The following is a 17470-nucleotide window of genomic DNA, read 5'->3' as shown; positions in this document are numbered from 1 at the left end:
GGGGACCCGAAGCCGCCTCGTGGCGCCCGCTCGTATGCTCGGTTCATGACGGATGACCAGGAAGCTCGCCCCACCGCGAACGCCATGCGCCGTGCCCTGAAGCGGGCCAGGGACGGGGTCGCGCTCGATGTCGGTGAGGCGGCCGTGCTGTTGCGGGCGCGGGGGGAGGACCTGGCGGATCTGGTCGCGTCCGCCGGGCGGGTGCGGGACGCGGGGCTCGAGGCGGCCGGGCGGCCCGGGATCATCACGTACTCGAAGAGCGTGTTCATACCGTTGACCCGGCTGTGCCGGGACAAGTGCCACTACTGCACGTTCGTGACCGTGCCCGGGAAGCTCCGCCGGGACGGGCACGGGATGTTCATGTCGCCGGACGAGGTCCTCGACATCGCCCGCCGCGGCGCGGAACTGGGCTGCAAGGAAGCGCTGATCACGCTCGGGGACAAGCCCGAGGACCGCTGGCCCGAGGCCCGAGAGTGGCTCGACGCGCACGGCTACGACGACACCATCGCGTATGTGCGGGCCATGTCGATCCGGATCCTGGAGGAGACGGGGCTGCTGCCGCACCTCAATCCCGGGGTGATGTCGTGGACCGACTTCCAGCGGCTCAAGCCCGTCGCCCCGTCGATGGGGATGATGCTGGAGACGACCGCGACCCGGCTGTGGTCGGAGCCCGGCGGCCCCCACTACGGCTCCCCCGACAAGGAGCCCGCCGTCCGGCTCCGTGTCCTTGAGGACGCCGGGCGGTCCTCCGTCCCCTTCACCTCCGGACTGCTGCTGGGCATCGGGGAGACGCTGGAGGAGCGGGCGGAGTCGCTCTTCGCGCTGCGGCGGGTCTCGCGTGCCTATCACTCCGTCCAGGAGCTGATCATCCAGAACTTCCGTGCCAAGCCGGACACGGCCATGCGCGGGATGCCGGACGCCGAGCTCGACGACCTCGTCGCGACCGTCGCCGTCGCCCGGCACATCATGGGACCCTCCGCCTGCCTCCAGGCCCCGCCCAATCTCGTCGACTCCGAGTACGAGCGCCTCATCGCCGCGGGCATCGACGACTGGGGCGGCGTCTCCCCCCTCACCATCGACCACGTCAACCCCGAACGCCCCTGGCCCCGCATCGAGGAACTCGCCGCGAAGTCCCGGGCGGCCGGGTTCGAGCTGCGGGAACGGCTCTGCGTGTACCCGGAGTTCGTCACCCGCGGCGAGCCCTGGCTCGACCCGCGCCTCCTCCCGCACGTCCGCGCGCTCGCCGACCCCGCCACCGGCCTGGCCGACCCGGACGCGCCGGTACGCGGCCTGCCGTGGCAGGAACCCGACGAGGCGTTCACCTCCAGCGGCCGCACGGACCTGCACGCCACGATCGACACCACCGGCCGCACCCACGACCGGCGTGAGGACTTCGACGACGTCTACGGCGACTGGGACGCCCTGCGTGAAGCCGCCGCACCCGGCATGGTCCCCGAACGCGTCGATGCCGACGTCCGCGAGGCCCTCGCCGTCGCCGCCGACGATCCCACCAGGCTCACCGACACCCAGGCCCTCGCCCTGCTCCATGCCGACGGGCCGGCCCTCGACGCCCTCACCCGGATCGCGGACGACGTGCGCGCATCGGTGTCGGGTGACGAGGTGACGTACATCGTCACCCGGAACATCAACTTCACCAACGTCTGCTACACCGGCTGCCGTTTCTGCGCCTTCGCCCAGCGCCGTACCGACGCCGACGCCTACACCCTCTCCCTCGACCAGGTCGCCGACCGCGCCGAACAGGCCTGGGACGTCGGCGCCGTCGAGGTCTGCATGCAGGGCGGCATCCACCCCGACCTGCCCGGCACCGCCTATTTCGACATCGCCGCCGCGGTCAAGAAGCGTGTTCCCGGCATGCACGTCCACGCCTTCTCGCCCATGGAAGTCGTCAACGGCGCCACCCGCACCGGTCTGTCCATCCGCGAATGGCTCACCGCAGCGAAGGAGGCCGGGCTGGACTCCATCCCCGGCACGGCCGCCGAGATCCTCGACGACGAAGTCCGCTGGGTCCTCACCAAGGGCAAACTCCCGACCGCCACCTGGATCGAGGTCGTCACCACGGCCCACGAACTCGGCATCCGCTCCTCCTCCACGATGATGTACGGGCATGTCGACCAGCCCCGGCACTGGCTCGGCCACTTCCGCACCCTCTCCCGCATCCAGCAGGAGACCGGAGGCTTCACCGAGTTCGTCACCCTGCCCTTCATCCACACCAACGCACCCGTCTACCTCGCAGGCATCGCCCGCCCCGGCCCCACCGCCCGCGACAACCGCGCCGTCATCGCCATGGCCCGCCTCCTCCTCCACCCCCACATCCCCAACATCCAGACCAGCTGGGTCAAACTCGGCACCGAAGGCGCAGCCGAAATGCTCCGCTCCGGCGCCAACGACCTCGGCGGCACCCTCATGGAGGAGACCATCTCCCGTATGGCGGGTTCGAGTTACGGCTCCTACCGGTCCATCCGCGACCTCGAGGCCATCGCCGAGGCAGCGGGCCGCCCCGCGAAGCCCCGCACCACCCTCTACGGCGACGTACCGGAGGAACGACAGCGCACGGCGAGGGCGTCGGACGGGCACCTCCCGGAACTGCTGCCGGTCCTTCCGGCGGAATAGGAGGGTCAGCCGACCAGGAGGTCCTTCTTCAGCCCGCCCGGTAGGTGTTGCCGGCCAGGTAGTCGGCCATGACCGTCTCCTCGGGGACCCCGAGGGCGGTGAGCAGGGCGGCGTTCGACCAGCCGTCGCGGTCCCTGCCGGCGGTGCAGGGGAAGAGGACGCCACGGCTGCGGTCGTCATGCCCGAACCTCGGGTGAACTGCGGTCAAAAGTGGACTGACGGGCTTCAGATCACATAACGTTCCGGCCCCCGAACGGACGTACCCGGTCCATTACAGTGCTGCGCAGACCGGTCTACGGGGGAGGGCACATCGTGGCCACGACAGCCGCGGCCGTGTGGGGCCGTGCCGAACAGCAGGACTTCCGCGCCCGCGTACGGGGCTGTCTGCTCGGCGGAGCCCTCGGCGACGCCCTGGGCGCGGGCGTCGAGGGGCTCACCCTCGCCGAGATCAGGGACGCGCACGGACCTGACGGACTCGGCGAGCCCGCGCCCGCGTTCGGCCGCCGCGGCGCCGTCACCTCCGCCACCCAGATGGGGCTCTTCACCGTCGACGGCCTGATCCGCGCCCAGGTCCGCCGCGACGCCGGCGCCTGGCACCCGCCCACCGACGTCCACCGGGCGCATCTGCGCTGGGCCGCCACCCAGCGAGACTGGGGCCCCGACGAGCGCCGCAAGGACAACGGCTGGCTCGCCGGCGAGGAATGGCTCTACGCCCGCCGCAACCCGCCCCGCGCCTGCCTCACCGGTCTCGGCGACGAGACCCTCGGCACCCTCGACAGGCCCAAGAACCCGGAAGCCGTCGACTCGGGCGCGCTCGTCCGCTCCGCCCCCTTCGGACTGCTCGTCGGCTGGGAGCCGCAGCTCGTCTGCCAGCTCGCCGTGGAGTGCGCGGCCCAGACCCATGGCGCAGGCGCCGCCGGCCTCGCCGCCGGCGCCTTCGCGGTCGTCGTCCACGGTCTCGCGCGAGGCGGCTCGGTGGAGGCGGCTGTCGACCGGGCTCTCGGGCAGCTGGCGGCGCGTCCCGGCCACGAGCCGGTCACCGAGGCGCTGGGCCGCGCCCTCGGAGCCGTACGGGAAGGGGTTCCGGATCCGGAGCGGGTGGCCGCCCTCGGGGCGGCCGAGGACCGGGCGGAGGGGCAGTTGGCGGCGGCCGTGTACTGCGCCCTGGTCGGCGAGGACATACGGCACGGGCTGCGGCTCGCGGTGAACCACGACGGGCCGTCGGCGGTGACCGGGGCGCTCACGGGCGCGCTGCTCGGCGCCCTGCACGGCGAGACGGCCCTCCCGCCGGCCTGGCTGGCCGAACTGGAGGGCCGTGCGACGGTCCTGGAGCTCGCGGACGACTTCTCGATGGAGATGACGCAGGGGGCCGCCCTGCACAGCCCGACGGAGTCGTCGCCGGGCTGGCTGGCGCGTTACCCGAGGGGCTGATCGGCGCGCTCGCCGCCCTGCGCGGGGATCGCGGCGGCGCCCTCGTCGTCCGGGTCGGTGCCGATCCGGGCGAGCAGCGCGTCCCGCTCCGGGGTGTCCTCGGGCCGGACGAAGCCGATGAGGACGTAGAGGACGAGGGACGTGGCGAGCGGCGAGACGATCTGGATCTGGAGCTCGATGCCGTCGAGGCCGTAGTTGGTGAGCCAGAAGACGAAGAGGCCGGCGGCCCAGGAGACGAGCGCCGCGGTCGGGCCGGACTTCCGGAAGGTGCGGAGCAGACCGAGCATGAAGGGGATCGCGATCGGCCCCATGAGTCCTGCGACCCACTTGATGACGACGGTGATGATGTCCTTGAAGGTGGGGGAGTTGACCTGGGTGGCGATGGCCATCGACAGCGCGAGGAAGGCGATCGTCGACCAGCGCGCGGCGAGCAGCCCGGCCTTCTGGCTCCAGCCGCGGGCGGCCTTGCTGACGGCGGGGGCGATGTCACGGGTGAAGACGGCGGCGATGGCGTTGGCGTCGGAGGAGCACATGGCCATGGTGTGCGAGAAGAAGCCGACGACGACGAGGCCGAGGAGGCCGTGGGGCAGCAGCTGCTCGGTCATCAGGGCGTACGAGTCGGAGGCGTCGGGCTTCTTCGGGTCGACGAGCAGCGGCGCGACCCACATGGGGAAGAAGAGGACCAGCGGCCAGATGAACCAGAGCACGGCGGAGAGCCGGCCGGAGCGGGTGGCCTCGCGGGCGTTGGGCGTGGCCATGTAGCGCTGGGCCTGGTTCCACATGCCGCCGCTGTACTCGAAGGTCTTGATGAAGAGGTACGCGAGGAGGAAGGTCAGCGTGTACGGGCCGGCCGTCGGCGCGGTGTGGCCCTGGAGCTCGGGCCGGTCCCACACGGTCCACAGGGCGCTGAAGCCGCCGAGCTTGCCGAGGACGGCGACGAGCATGGCGACGCCGGCGAGGAGCTGGATGACGAACTGGCCGAGTTCGGTGAGGGCGTCGGCCCAGAGTCCGCCGACGGTGCAGTAGATGCCGGTGACGACACCGGTGATGAGGATGCCCTGGTTGAGGGAGATGCCGGTGAAGACGGAGAGCAGGGTGGCGATGGCGGCCCATTTGGCGCCGACGTCGACGATCTTCAGCAGGACGCCGGACCAGGCGAGGGCCTGCTGGGTGGGGAGGTTGTAGCGGTCCTTGAGGTATTCGAGCGGGGAGGCCACCTTGAGGCGGGAGCGCAGCCGGTTGAGCCGGGGGGCGAAGAGGCTCGCACCGATGGCGATGCCGATCGCGATGGGGAAGGACCAGGTGACGTAGGAGGTGACGCCGTAGGTGAAGGCGATGCCCGCGTACCCGGTGAACATCACCGCGCTGTAGCCCGACATGTGGTGGGAGATGCCGGAGAGCCACCAGGGCATCCGGCCGCCGGCCGTGAAGAAGTCGGAGACGGTGTCCACCCGCTTGTGGGACCAGACACCGATCGCGACCATCACGCCGAAATAGCCGATGAGCACGGCCCAGTCGAGACTGTTCATGGAGCCCCCTCCAGGGGTTCTGGTCCGCCTTGTGAACGCCGTTCATGGTGTGGCGAGTCACAAGGCAGGGACAATGCAATGGAGGGTCAAGGGACAGTAAAATCGTTCTACTTACTGACTCTTGTTCATGTCCATGAACTTTCCCGAGGGGAATCGGCGGGGAATCGGAAGGTTCCTGCGGGTATCAGCGCATCAGCTCACCGGCGTTGACCAGAAGGGACTGACCCGTGATCGCGCGCGCCCGGTCCGAGGCGAGGAAGGCCGCGGCCTCCGCCACGTCCCCGTCCGTCGCGAGTTCCGGAAGCGCCATCCGCTCGGTGAGCCGGGCGAGCACCTCCGCCTCCGGGACCTTCTCGGTGTGCGCGGTGAACTGGACGAAGGCCTGCACCGGCGGACCCCACATCCAGCCGGGCAGCACGGTGTTGACCCGGATGCGGTGCGGCCCCAGCTCGTGCGCGAGCGAGTACATCGCCGAGGTCAGGGCCCCCTTCGAGGCCGCGTACGCCGCCTGCCGTACCTGTGTGGGCGCGGCCACCGCCGACTGCGTGCCGATCAGGACCACCGAACCCCCGCGCGCCTTGAGCGTCGGCAGGCAGGCGCGGGTCATCCGCAGCGTGCCGAGCAGGTTGACGTCGAGAACCCCCTGCCAGGTCGCGAAGTCGGCATCCTCCAGACCGCCGAAGTAGGAGTCCCAGGCGGCGACGTGGACCACCGCGTCGATCCCGCCGAAACGGTCGGTCGCGAGCGCGGCGAGGGCGTCGCACTGCGCCTCGTCGGTGATGTCGGTGGCCCGGTAGGCCGTACGGCGCCCCTCCGGGTCGATCTCCGCGGCGGACGTGGCGAGGTTCGCCTCGGTGCGGGCGCCGAGGACCGCGTTGCCCCCGTCCCGTACGACCGTCTCGGCGATGCGATGACCGAGTCCCGCGCCGACACCCGACACGACGACCGTCTTCCCCTGGAGCAGCATCCGGGTCCTCCCTGGGCCTGTTCATCGATCTGACGGTCCGTCAGAGTAGGCCCGAGTCGCCGACAAGGGAAGGGGAACGAGGATGAGCGAGGAGACCCGCAGTGAGACGTACGCGGAGCTGGCGTCCGTCGGCCCGTACGGGGTGCGGCCCGGCCACGCGCTGATCACCATGGTCGAGCCGCATCCGGGCCACGAGTACGCGTACAACCGCTGGTACGAGGACGACCACTACTACGCCGGCGCCATGGCCATGCCCTGGATGTACGCGGGCCGCCGCTGGGTCGCCACCCGCGAACTGCAGGAACTGCGCGTCCCGGAGAAGTCCGCCGTCGCCCGGCCCGTCACCGCGGGCTGCTACCTCTCCACGTACTGGATCACCGAGGGCCGCTACGACGACCACATGAAGTGGACCGTCGGCATCAACAAGCGGCTCAATCGCGACGCCCGCGTCCACCAGGAACGGACCCATGTCTTCACCGCGTTCCAGGACCACGAGGCGACCGTCTACCGCGACGGGGCGGCCGGCCCGCGCGACTTCCACGCCCTCGACCACCCCTACGCGGGGCTGATCCTCCAGGTCGTCGACACGGAGGGCCCCGAGGAGCGCACGGCCCTCCTCGAACGACTGCGGACCGTTGAACTGCCCCGCCGGCTCGCCGGCTCACCGGCGGCGATGGTCACGCTCTTCCGCCCGACCCCGCTTCCCGGCGACCGCATGACGTACGTGAAGCAGGTCGAGGGCGTCGACACCCGGCTGACCCTGCTGTGGTTCCTCGAACAGGACCCGAGGGAGTGCTGGACGGAGCACTTCACGGACCTGGAGTCACTGGGGGCGGGCGCGGGCCGGGTGGAGCTGGTGGCGCCCTTCCTTCCGACCGTACCGGGGACGGACCTGTACGTGGACCGACTGCGCTGACCGCTCCGTGCAAGGCCGAGCCCCCTCGGCCAGGACGGCGGACCGGTCGAGAGGGCTCTTTCGTACTGCTGGTGGTGCGTGTGGTGCGTGTACTACGGGTGGTGCTTGCGGTGACGGCTTGAGCGACGGGGCTCAGAGGGCCCCGTCGCTCACCTCGCCGACGAAGGCGTTCCACGATCCCGGTCCGAAAGAGAGGGAGGGACCCTCGGGGGCCTTGGAGTCGCGCACCGCGATCGCGGTCACGAGGGGGGACTTCACTTCGACGCAGGCCCCGTTCCCTCCGGAGTACGAGGACTTCGTCCAGGTGTCGGTGCCACCCTGAATAATCGCCATGCTGCTCAGCTCCGGTTCTGCCAGTGGATGTGTCGCGCCAACGTTCTTGCCGGCGTGATCGACGCTACTCGCCGGTCCCGTCCGGCGGGACTGGCGTTCACACGTCCGAGTGGCATATTCCAACTGGGCTTCCGTGGGAGCGAGTACGCGGTGTACCGTGCCTGCCCCGCTGACTTTCGGACCCGCGCGGGGGTGTTCTCCGGCTCAGCCCCTGGCGTGCTTCTTCACCATCTCCGAGATGTAGTCACGGGTCTGCTCGACGTTCAGGGCCTGCGCCCTGAGGTGCTCGTACATGACGCTGTACTTGCCGACGTCCTGCGCCTTCTCCAGGTACAGATCGCTCGTCACGCCCTCGATGTAGACGACGCTGGAGTCGGACGTGTCCGGGAACTCCAGGATCGAGTACTGTCCGCTGATCCCGGGGTGCGCGCCCATCTCGAACGGGATCACCTGCACCGTGACGTGCGGCAGGTGCGACTGCTCGATGAGGTGCTCCAGCTGCTCCACCATCAGCTGCCTGCTGCCGACGATCCGGTGCAGCGCACCCTCGTCGATGACCGCCCACAGACGCAGCGGACGCTCCTCGTCCCGGATGCGCTCCTGGCGGCGGGTGCGGACCGTGACCCGCTTCTCGATGTCCGCGGGCGTCGACTCCGGCAGCGCGCCGGTGATGACCGCCTCCGCGTACGCGTGCGTCTGGAGCAGCCCGGGGATGATCTGCGGCTCGTACATCCGCAGGCTCTCCGCGTCGGTCTCCAGGCCGATGTAGACGCTGTACGGGATGTCGCCGAAGGCGTGCCACCAGCCCTGCTGGCGCGAGTCCTTGGCCATCTGCATGAGCGAGTCGACCATGCGCTCGTCCTCGACCTCGTACACGCCGCACAGGTCGCGCACATCGCGCTGACTGATGGAGCGGCGGCCGTTCTCCAGCCGGCTGATCTTGGACTGGGAGACGAGAAGGCGCTCGGCGACCTGCTCGGCCGTCATGTTCTTCGCTTCCCGGAGCTTGCGCAGCTCCTGGCCCAATCGGCGTCGCCTGACGGTGGGATTGACGTTGGACGCCACGGAAACTGCACCTCCGGCTGTCTGCTGCGTAGCTGTGGGTATCTACCGCTTGGCAGACTGCCACCAAAAGCCAGGTGTGCGCTGGAAAATGACCACAACGTATGCACGGCTGAACGCCGGAAACGCCCGGGACGCACGTGTGCGGGGCAGCCGTCCAGACCGCCCCGCACACTTGTGCGGCTCCCGGGTTGGTTCTGTGCTGTGCGTGGTGCCTAGTGCGCCGCCGCGCGGGCCATGCTGCCGCGAGGCTGCGCCGGGACACCCGCGGCGCTCCGACGCGGCTGTGCCGCCGCGCCGTTCTGGACGTCCATCACGGCGTGCGCCACGAGTCCGCCCATCGGGTCGTGCCGGATCAGATCGCGCAGCCGGGACCGCGACGACCGTCCTTCGTTACCGGGGTAGAGGTGCTTCCCGAGACCGACCGCGTGGGCCAGCGCGGCAAGCGCCGCGGTCCGCGGGTCCGGCGGTACGCCGGTGCGGATCGCACTGTCCAGCCGGGAACGGATCTCCCGACTGATCGCCGTGTCCGTCGCTTGGTAGCGAGTCGTCGGCAACACCCCGCACATCTGGCCCTCCACGGCATGCACCATGCCGCATCGCTCCAGATGCGAGAGATACGTCTGGCGAAGCCCCAGTCGGGGTCCGCCGATCCAGTGGACGGCCCGAACCGGACTGCCACGCCTGCGCAGCAGCTCCAGTGCGGAGTCCAAGGTCGGATCTCCGGTCGGCCGTGGCATCACCACGGCGATACGATCCCCGTCAGGGGCTATCCGGCCTGCCAGCGCCAGCTCCACTAGCTGTGCACCGGCCAGGCCGAGGTCGAGCGACTGCGGCTGCGCTGTGGTACCCGTGGTCGGGTCCAGAGCGAGCAGCAGAAGCTCCTCCGGAATGGTTCTGCGGCTCCTGCCCATCCATGCCTCCCCGCGTGGATGAATGACAGGGTGACCCCTCTCACATTCATCTGTCGAGAGTGCCTGGGTGGTTCATCCGGGAACCAGTAGGTATGTCGTTCTCGTCTAGCACGGGGGCCAAGGGGTTCACACAGGACACTGGTACACGGACCGGTACATGGTCCGTACGTACGCATGACGCATGGAGGAGGCACGGTGGCGGGCGAGTCCCCCGACAAGGCGGAGCAGCAGGGGTCGTCTCAGGAGACGACGGCCTCGGGCGGCGGCGGCAGGGATCCCCGGCTTTCCGTGCTCCATGAGTCGGACGCCTCGTCGGCGTCTCCGGTTGCGTCGTCCTCGGCGCCGGCGGTCCAGGTGGACCAGCCGACGGCCGTCTTCAAGACGCTGACGCCGCGGACTCCGGAGGACGACGCACCGGCGGCCGCGCAGGAGCCGGAGAGGGCGGCGCAGCCGGAGTCGGAGCCGGAGAAGGCTCCGGAGCCCGAGAGCGACCGCCTGAAGGCCGCGGTGGCGGCGTGGGTGGCGACGGCGGAGGAGCCGGAGCCGGAGTCGGACTCCGAGTCCGAGTCCGAGGACGCGCCCGTGGCGACCGAGGAGCCCGTCGAGGACGAGGAGTCCGTCGAGGACGAGGCGGAGGCGGACGAGTCCGCCGAGGTCGCGTCGGAGGAGGCCGAGCCCGAGGACGAGCCCGAGGACGAGACGGACGACGAGTCGGACGAGGAGTCCGACGAGGCGCCCGTCGAGGCGCCCGTCGAGGCGCCCGTCGAGGCGCCCGTCGAGGCGCCCGTCGAGGCGCCCGTCGAGGCGAAGGCGACCACGGAGTCCTCCACGGAGAAGCCCTCGGCGGAGAAGTCCTCCGCGGAATCCTGGTTCGCGGCGCGGAAGTCCGCGGCCGGGCAGCCGGCCGACGCCCCCAGCGACGTCGCCGACGCCGACACCGACGCCGACGCCGACTCCGGCGTCGACGACTCCGACGACGTCGAGGACGCGCCGGTCGACCAGCCGACGACCATGTTCAAGGCCGTCCGGCTGCCCGTGGACCAGCCCACGACCGCGCTGAAGCTCCCGTCCTCCCTGACCGGCGCCGGGGGTGCCGGGGGCGCCGACAGCGAGCGCACCAGCACCTTCCTGCCCCTGCGGGCGGACATCCCGGCCGAGCAGAAGGCCCAGGCGGCCGCGGCGGCCCCCAAGGCGCCCGAGGCTCCCAAGCCCGCCGCCCCCGCCCCCGTACAGCCGAAGGCGCCGTCCCCGGCGGCACCCGCGCCCGCGCCCGCGCTCGCCGAGCCGGAGCGGACGCGGCAGCAGCCGCTCCCGCCGCTGCCCCCGCTCGACCTCCTCGCCGAGCTGACGAACACGCCGCCCCCGCCGCCGACCCCGCTGCGGACGACCGTGCGCCGGGTGCGGATCTGGACCCCGCTGGTCCTGCTCGTCCTGATCGTCTTTGCGATCGTGCAGATGGTCCGCCCGCTGCCCGCGCCCGTGCTGACGCTGTCGGCCGCGCCGACCTACACCTTCGGCGGCGGCGAGCTGAAGCTGCCGTTCCCCACCGAGGGGCAGGGTGCCGTCGAGGTCGAGGGCGTCGGTTCCATGGGGACGTACGGGGCGCAGAAGCCGGCCCCGATCGCGAGCGTCACGAAGACGATGACGGCGTACGTGATCCTCCGCGACCACCCGCTCAAGGGGAGCCAGAAGGGCCCCGAGATCGAGATCGACCAGAAGGCCGCCGATCAGGGCAAGGCGGAGCACGAGTCGACGGCGGCGGTCCAGAAGGGCCAGACGTACTCGGAGAAGGAGCTCCTGGAGCTCCTCATGATCCCCTCCGCGAACAACGTGGCCCGGCTGCTCGCCCGCTGGGACGCCGGTTCGGAGGCCGCGTTCGTCAAGAAGATGAACGCCGCCGCGAAGGACCTGGGCATGACCCAGTCCACGTACACCGACCCGTCGGGTCTGCTCGACAGCACCATGTCGACCCCGCAGGACCAGCTGAAGCTGGCGAAGGCGGTCATGCAGTACGACGTGTTCCGCGAGATCGTGAACATGCCGAACGTGACGGTGGAGGGCATCCCCGGCCGGATCGAGAACAACAACAACATCCTGCTCAAGCCGGGTGTGAGCGGCATCAAGACCGGATCGTCGACCCCCGCGGGCGGCAATCTGCTCTGGGCGGCGAACACCGTCGTCGACGGCCAGAACCGGCGCATCCTCGGCATCGTGATGGGTGCGAAGGACGCGGAGCAGCTCGGCCAGAAGCTCCAGCTCGCCATCGACAACAGCTACAAGCTGATCCAGCAGGCCCAGAAGGACGTCACGTCGGCGACCGTGATCCGCAAGGGCCAGGTCCTCGGCTACATCGACGACGGCCTCGGCGGCCGGACGCCGGTCGTGGCGACGAAGGAGCTCAAGGCGATCGGCTGGCCCGGTCTCCAGGTGAAGCTGGCGCTGACGGACGGGGGCAAGGTCGTCCCGCACACCGGAAAGGCGGGCGACATCGTCGGCCAGGTGTCGATCGGCACGGGCGCGGGCAAGGTCAGCTCCCCGGTCGCGCTCCAGGCGGACCTGGCGGAGCCCGGCTTCGACAAGAAGCTGACGCGCGTGGGCTGACGGGCTCGGGTCGACGGGCTCGGGTCGACGCGGTCGGGTCGACGCGCTCGTCCGGCCGTGTGGGCAGAGCCGCCCGAGCCCCGAACGGGTGGCCGCTCCGGGCCGGGCGACCACCCGCTCGGCCGGGCTCCCCGGTTCTCCGGGGAGCCCAGCTGTTAGCGTTTTCCCGGGGACGAGTACGACGCGTGACACACGCGAGAGATGCGAGACGGGCAGCATGGGAAAGGGCCGCAGTGACCACCGCCGAGCCGACACGCGCCGATCGCGCGGACTCAGCCCCTGACTCCGACCATGCCGACGGCCCTACGGATTCCCATGCCGACGCCCCCTCCGGCGCCGGAGCCCACGCGGAATCCGACGCGTCGCTTGATTCGCTCCCGCGAATAGTGCTTCCGGCACAGCGGCCAGCCCCGGCGTCCACCGTCCCGGCCCCGGCCCCGCGGCGGAAGCGCCGCTACACGGTCCTGGCAGCCACCGGCCTCGCGGCCGTCACCCACATCCTGTGGTTCTTCTTCTTCGCGAACAGCGGCGGCGACCTGGCGGCGCAGGACGCGTGGGCCGAGTTCGTCGGCCGGCACCCCGACTCGGCGTACAACCTGGCCTGGTACGGCGGGATGCACCCGGTCTCGTACAGCGTCGTGTCGCCGTACCTGATGTCGGTGCTCGGTGTGCGCAGCACGATGATGATCGCGGGGACGCTGTCGGCGGGCCTGACCGCGCTGATCCTGGTGCGGGTGCGGGCGGTCCGCAATCCACTCGCGTGCTCGGTCGCGGGAGTCTTCGCCTTCCTCTGCAACGCCCTGTCGGGGCGGGTGACGTTCGGCCTCGGCATGATGTTCGCGGTCGGCGCGGTCGCGGCGGTGTTCTGCTGGCCGTACCGCTGGCGCCACAAGCGCTGGGCGAAGGCCGCGGTCGCGGCGCCGCTCGCCGGTCTGGCGACGGCGTGCAGTCCGGTGGCGGGCCTGTTCCTGGGGGTCGCGGCGGCGGCGCTGTTCCTGAACCGCCGACGGCCGGGAGCGTACGCGCTGGGTCTCGCCCCGGTGGCGGTCGTGGCCCTGTCCTCGTGGCTGTTCCCCTTCTCGGGCACGCAGCCGATGGCCTTCGGTTCGACGGCGCTGCCGCTGCTGTTCGGAGTGCTGACCTTCCTCCTCGTCCCGAGGGACTGGCGGACGGTCCGCACCGCGGCGGCGGTGTACACGATCGGCACCCTGCTCACCTGGCTGATCGACTCGCAGATCGGCTCGAACATCTCGCGGCTCCCGATGCTCTTCGCGGGCGTCGTGCTGCTGGCGGCCCTGCCCTACACGGCGCCCCGCTCACGCCGCTGGTACGCGCTGCTGCTGGCCTTCGTCGGCCTGAACTTCTGGATCGGCTTCAAGGGCGTCGACGACGTGATCCGCACGGCCCCGGACGCCTCCTGGGCGCGCGAGCTCGCGCCGCTGATCAACCAGCTCCAGGTGCGGGACGCGCGCAAGGCGCGGGTGGAGGTCGTACCGGCGTCGAGCCACCGCGAGTCCTCGGCGCTGAGCCCGTACATCAACCTGGCGCGGGGCTGGAACCGTCAGGCGGACATGGAGCGCAACCCGCTCTTCTACGACGACACGCTGAACTCCGTGAACTACGAGGAATGGCTCCACCGCTGGGCCGTCCACTACGTGGTGCTGCCGACGGGCGCGCCCGACTCGGGCGCGGCGCAGGAGGCGGAGCTGGTCGGCGAGGGCCTGACGTACCTGAAGCAGGTGTGGTCGGACGAGAACTGGCGCCTGTACGAGGTCGCGAACCCGACGCCCCTCGCGGACCCGCCGGCGGCGGTGCAGAGCGCGGAGGAGAACGAGGTCGTGATCCGCGTCGAGACCCCCGGCCGGGTCCTCATCCGCGTCCCGTACTCGCCGTGGCTGGCCCTGGTGGACGAGCACGGCGGCAAGATCGAGCCCCCGCAGGAGACGGAGGCGTCGAAGCTGGCCCGCGAGGAGTCGGACACCGAGATCCCGAAGGTCTTCGCCAACGAGGAGGGCTGCCTCTTCAAGACGGAGACCGACGCGGAGGGCGACGAATGGACGCAACTCGTCGCCCCGAAGGCCGGCGTCTACCGCCTGGCGGCCCCGTACAAGCTGTCCCGGGGCACACCGTGCCCGGAAGAACTCCGCTGAGCCGGAGGCCGCGTCACGGGTGCCGGTACCCGGCCAGCATCCGCCGCATGGCGAAGGCGTGCCCACCGCTCCCGATGACGAGCGCCCGGTAGACCCGCCCCGCCGCCCCGGGAAAGACGGCACGGGTCTCGGCGCGCAGCCGACAGCGCCCGTCCGACAGCTCCTCGACCCGGAAGACGAGGCTGTACGAGGAGAACCGGTGCCGCCCCTCGAGCGCCAGCTCCCGACCCGGCACGAACCGGACGACCCGGAACCCGGGAAACTCCGACCCCACGCCCAGCGGCCGCACTCCGCCGCTCTCCCGTGGCACGGCTCCCACGACCCGCGCGTACCGCGCCCCGCCCCCGGTGGAAAGCGACCGCCCCACCTTCACCACCAACCGCGTCCACAACTCCTCGACCCCGGCGTCCACGACGACGCCGTGCTCGTCGACGAACGGCAACACGCTCATGACGCCTCCCTCCGGTCGGCTACGGGATACGCGCGGCCGACACGACGAAGACCATCCGGTGACGTCACCGGATGGTCTTCTCGTCTGTGCCCCCGGCAGGATTCGAACCTGCGACACCCGCTTTAGGAGAGCGGTGCTCTATCCCCTGAGCTACGAAGGCGGACGGAGACAGCGTAGCGGACGGGCGTGGGGGCGTGCTGAGGTGATGGGGTGTTGTGGAGGGCGGCCCCGGGATCGTTTCCCGGGGCCGCCCTCCGCTTGTGGTCGGCCGGCTGGTCGGCCGGTGGGGTCAGCGGGTCACCTCGCGGTTGAAGACCGCGCGGGACCAGAAGTAGCCGAGGGCGGCGAGGGCGGTGCACCAGGCCAGGGCGATCCAGCCGGCGTTGCCGATCTCCGTGCCGAGCAGGAGGCCGCGCAGGGTCTCGTTGATCGGGGTGAAGGGCTGGTACTCGGCGAACCAGCGCAGGGCCGTCGGCATGGACTCCGGGGGGACGACCGCGCTGCCGAGGAAGGGAAGGAAGGTGAGCGGAAGCGGGGCGTTGCTCGCGGACTCGACCGTCTTGGCGCCCATGCCCATCGCGGCGGACAGCCAGGCCATGCCGAAGGCGAGGAAGAGGAGCAGGCCCGCGGCGGCCGCCCACTCGACGACCGAGGCGTCGGGCCTGAAGCCGATCGCCAGGGAGACGCCGGTGACCAGGACCAGGACCGCGGCGACCTGGAGGACGCTGCCCATGACGTGGCCCGTGAGGATGGAGCCGCGGGAGATCGACATCGTGCGGAAGCGGTTGACGATGCCCTCGGTCATGTCGGTGCAGACCGACACGGCCGTCGCCACGGCCCCCGAGGTCGCGGCCATCAGGATGATGCCGGGGACCAGGTAGTTGATGTAGTCGCCGCGGTCGCCGCCCGCCCCGATGCCGGCGCCGAGCGCGCCGCCGAAGACGTACACGAAGAGCAGCAGCATCAGGAGCGGCATGACGAGGATCGAGATCGTCATCGACGGGTAGCGCTGCATGTGCTTGATGTTGCGGCGCAGCATCGTCAGGGAGTCGCGCAGGGCGTACGAGCGGGTGGGCTTGGCCGGGGCGAGGGTCGCGGTGCTCATCGGGTCGACTCCTTCTGGGTGGTGGTGGCGGTGGACGGGGCGGGGACGGTGGGGGCGTTCTGCCTGCCGGTGAGGGTGAGGAAGACGTCGTCGAGGTCGGGGGTGTGGACGGTGAGCGACTCCGCCTGGACCCCGGTGCCGTCCAGGGCGTCGAGGATGGCGCGGAGGTTGGTGACCGAGCCGTCGCTGGGGATCTGCAGGGCGAGCGCCTCGTCGTCCCGGGTCGCGATGCCGAACACCGCGGCCGCCGTGGCCAGATGGGCCTCGTCGGCGAACCTGACGCGTACGTGGCCGCCGGGGATCAGCCGCTTCAGCTCCTCCGCCGTGCCTTCGGCGACGAGCTTGCCGTGGTCGAGCACCGCGATGCGGTCGGCGAGGTGGTCGGCCTCCTCCAGGTACTGGGTCGTGAGGAAGATCGTCACGCCCTGCTCCGTGACCAGGTCCCTGATCAGCTCCCACATGTCGCGGCGGCTGCGCGGGTCGAGGCCGGTGGTCGGCTCGTCGAGGAAGATGATCCGCGGCCGGCCGACCAGCGTCATCGCCAGGTCCAGCTTGCGGCGCATGCCGCCGGAGAAGGTCGCGACGTTCTTGCGGGCCGCCTCGGACAGGTCGAACCGCTCCAGGAGCTCGGCGGTGCGGCGCCGGCCCTCGCTGCGGCTCAGGTGGTAGAGGTCGGCCATGAGGAGCAGGTTCTCCTCGGCGGTCAGCAGCCCGTCGACGGCGGCGAACTGGCCGGTGACGCCGATCAGGGTGCGTACCGAGCCGGCGTCGGACTTCACGTCGTGGCCCGCGATCCGGGCCTCGCCCCCGTCGGCCGTGATGAGGGTGGAGAGGATCTCGACCGTCGTCGTCTTGCCGGCGCCGTTGGGGCCGAGCAGGGCGAAGATCGTGCCCTCGGGGATCCGCAGGTCGATGCCGTCGAGCACCACCTTGTCGCCGTACGACTTCCGCAGGCCGGTCGCGGAGATCGCCGTGGAGCGCGTGCCGGGGGCCGCTGCGGCTGCGGTGGCCGTGTGCGTGGGGTGGTTCGTGGTGCTCATGGTCTGCGGGCCTTTCTCTTCTGGGGGCCGGGGGGCGGTGCTGGGCCGTGTCGAATGCTGGGGTCGAGCGGTGGGGCTGGGCTGGGCGGTGAGGCTTGTGCGTGGCGCTCGGTCGTGGAGTGGCGTTTGTTTGGCGCCACTCCGTGCCGTGCTTGCGCCATCATCGTGGCACAGTGATGGCGCCATGTCGAGTCATAGTGGCGCCACTCTTGTGTTCTGGTGTCGCCACGTGGCGCCTTGCGGCTCTGACCTGTGCTTTCGCCCGGCTCCGCCCCTCCGGCGCAAAGGCGCCCCATGGCGCCGGCCTGGGCGGGCCGGTGCCATGAGGCGCCTGCTGTCG

Annotated in this window: 14 protein-coding genes and 1 tRNA gene; 5 read left to right on the top strand and 10 right to left on the bottom strand. The window is 70.9% G+C overall.

Features of this window, described 5'->3' with window-relative positions; translation table 11 throughout:
- Positions 1–45: 45 nt before the first annotated feature.
- A complete protein-coding gene (locus IF00_RS0107570) occupies positions 46–2631 on the top strand; it encodes a bifunctional FO biosynthesis protein CofGH (RefSeq protein WP_030315580.1) in 2586 nt (861 codons plus the stop codon).
- 28 nt (positions 2632–2659) lie between these two features.
- On the opposite strand, the gene IF00_RS0107565 is transcribed toward IF00_RS0107570, so the two are convergent.
- Positions 2660–2839, bottom strand: a complete 180-nt coding sequence (locus tag IF00_RS0107565) for a tyrosine-protein phosphatase (RefSeq protein WP_030315579.1) — start codon at positions 2837–2839, stop codon at positions 2660–2662.
- A gap of 104 nt (positions 2840–2943) precedes the next feature.
- On the opposite strand from IF00_RS0107565, the gene IF00_RS0107560 reads away from it, so the two are divergent.
- A complete protein-coding gene (locus tag IF00_RS0107560) occupies positions 2944–4062 on the top strand; it encodes an ADP-ribosylglycohydrolase family protein (protein ID WP_030315578.1) in 1119 nt (372 codons plus the stop codon).
- Here the strand turns inward: IF00_RS0107560 and IF00_RS0107555 are convergent.
- Both IF00_RS0107555 and IF00_RS0107550 read right to left on the bottom strand, forming a co-directional pair.
- On the bottom strand, positions 4047–5591 hold the full coding sequence (locus IF00_RS0107555) for a sodium:solute symporter family protein (RefSeq protein ID WP_030315577.1): 1545 nt from the start codon (positions 5589–5591) through the stop codon (positions 4047–4049). The two genes, IF00_RS0107560 and IF00_RS0107555, sit on opposite strands and share 16 nt — an antisense overlap.
- Before the next feature lie 184 nt (positions 5592–5775).
- On the bottom strand, positions 5776–6558 hold the full coding sequence (locus IF00_RS0107550; protein WP_030315576.1) for an SDR family oxidoreductase: 783 nt from the start codon (positions 6556–6558) through the stop codon (positions 5776–5778).
- Between the two features lie 82 nt (positions 6559–6640).
- Between IF00_RS0107550 and IF00_RS0107545 the strand changes: the two genes are divergently transcribed.
- Positions 6641–7474 carry a hypothetical protein gene (locus IF00_RS0107545; RefSeq protein ID WP_030315575.1) on the top strand — a complete coding sequence of 278 codons (834 nt, stop codon included), beginning with the start codon at positions 6641–6643 and terminating at the stop codon, positions 7472–7474.
- A 132-nt stretch (positions 7475–7606) separates the two neighbouring features.
- On the opposite strand, the gene IF00_RS0107540 is transcribed toward IF00_RS0107545, so the two are convergent.
- From IF00_RS0107540 to IF00_RS0107530, 3 genes are all read right to left on the bottom strand, one after another.
- A complete protein-coding gene (locus tag IF00_RS0107540) occupies positions 7607–7807 on the bottom strand; it encodes a DUF397 domain-containing protein (protein ID WP_030315574.1) in 201 nt (66 codons plus the stop codon).
- A 204-nt stretch (positions 7808–8011) separates the two neighbouring features.
- Positions 8012–8872 (bottom strand): helix-turn-helix domain-containing protein, encoded by an 861-nt coding sequence (locus tag IF00_RS0107535; protein ID WP_030315573.1) that lies wholly within the window; start codon positions 8870–8872, stop codon positions 8012–8014.
- 212 nt (positions 8873–9084) lie between these two features.
- Entirely contained in the window at positions 9085–9783 is a 699-nt protein-coding gene (locus IF00_RS0107530) for a GOLPH3/VPS74 family protein (RefSeq protein ID WP_030315572.1), read from the bottom strand.
- 174 nt (positions 9784–9957) lie between these two features.
- Here IF00_RS0107530 and IF00_RS0107525 point away from each other — a divergent pair, with 174 nt between their 5' ends.
- Both IF00_RS0107525 and IF00_RS0107520 read left to right on the top strand, forming a co-directional pair.
- A complete protein-coding gene (locus tag IF00_RS0107525) occupies positions 9958–12384 on the top strand; it encodes a D-alanyl-D-alanine carboxypeptidase family protein (RefSeq protein ID WP_245234456.1) in 2427 nt (808 codons plus the stop codon).
- Between the two features lie 233 nt (positions 12385–12617).
- The gene (locus IF00_RS0107520) at positions 12618–14534 is read left to right on the top strand and encodes a DUF2339 domain-containing protein (RefSeq protein ID WP_078944578.1); all 1917 of its coding nucleotides are present in this window, start codon (positions 12618–12620) and stop codon (positions 14532–14534) included.
- Positions 14535–14547: 13 nt separating this feature from the next.
- Here the strand turns inward: IF00_RS0107520 and IF00_RS0107515 are convergent, their stop codons facing one another.
- The 4 genes from IF00_RS0107515 to IF00_RS0107500 all read right to left on the bottom strand — a co-directional run bounded on the left by IF00_RS0107515 (position 14548) and on the right by IF00_RS0107500 (position 17130).
- Entirely contained in the window at positions 14548–14985 is a 438-nt protein-coding gene (locus tag IF00_RS0107515; RefSeq protein ID WP_030315569.1) for a hypothetical protein, read from the bottom strand.
- An 87-nt stretch (positions 14986–15072) separates the two neighbouring features.
- A tRNA-Arg gene (locus tag IF00_RS0107510) sits at positions 15073–15145 on the bottom strand.
- A gap of 129 nt (positions 15146–15274) precedes the next feature.
- Positions 15275–16090: an ABC transporter permease gene (locus IF00_RS0107505; protein ID WP_030315567.1), complete on the bottom strand. Its 816-nt coding sequence runs from the start codon at positions 16088–16090 to the stop codon at positions 15275–15277.
- A complete protein-coding gene (locus IF00_RS0107500) occupies positions 16087–17130 on the bottom strand; it encodes an ATP-binding cassette domain-containing protein (RefSeq protein ID WP_078944577.1) in 1044 nt (347 codons plus the stop codon). The genes IF00_RS0107505 and IF00_RS0107500 overlap by 4 nt, the downstream gene beginning before the upstream one ends.
- Positions 17131–17470 lie beyond the last annotated feature (340 nt).

The organism is Streptomyces flavochromogenes, assembly GCF_000717595.1.
Classification (GTDB): Bacteria; Actinomycetota; Actinomycetes; order Streptomycetales; family Streptomycetaceae; genus Streptomyces; species Streptomyces flavochromogenes.
Note: the sequence above shows the minus strand (reverse complement) of the source record. Positions and strands in the feature narration are given on the sequence as shown.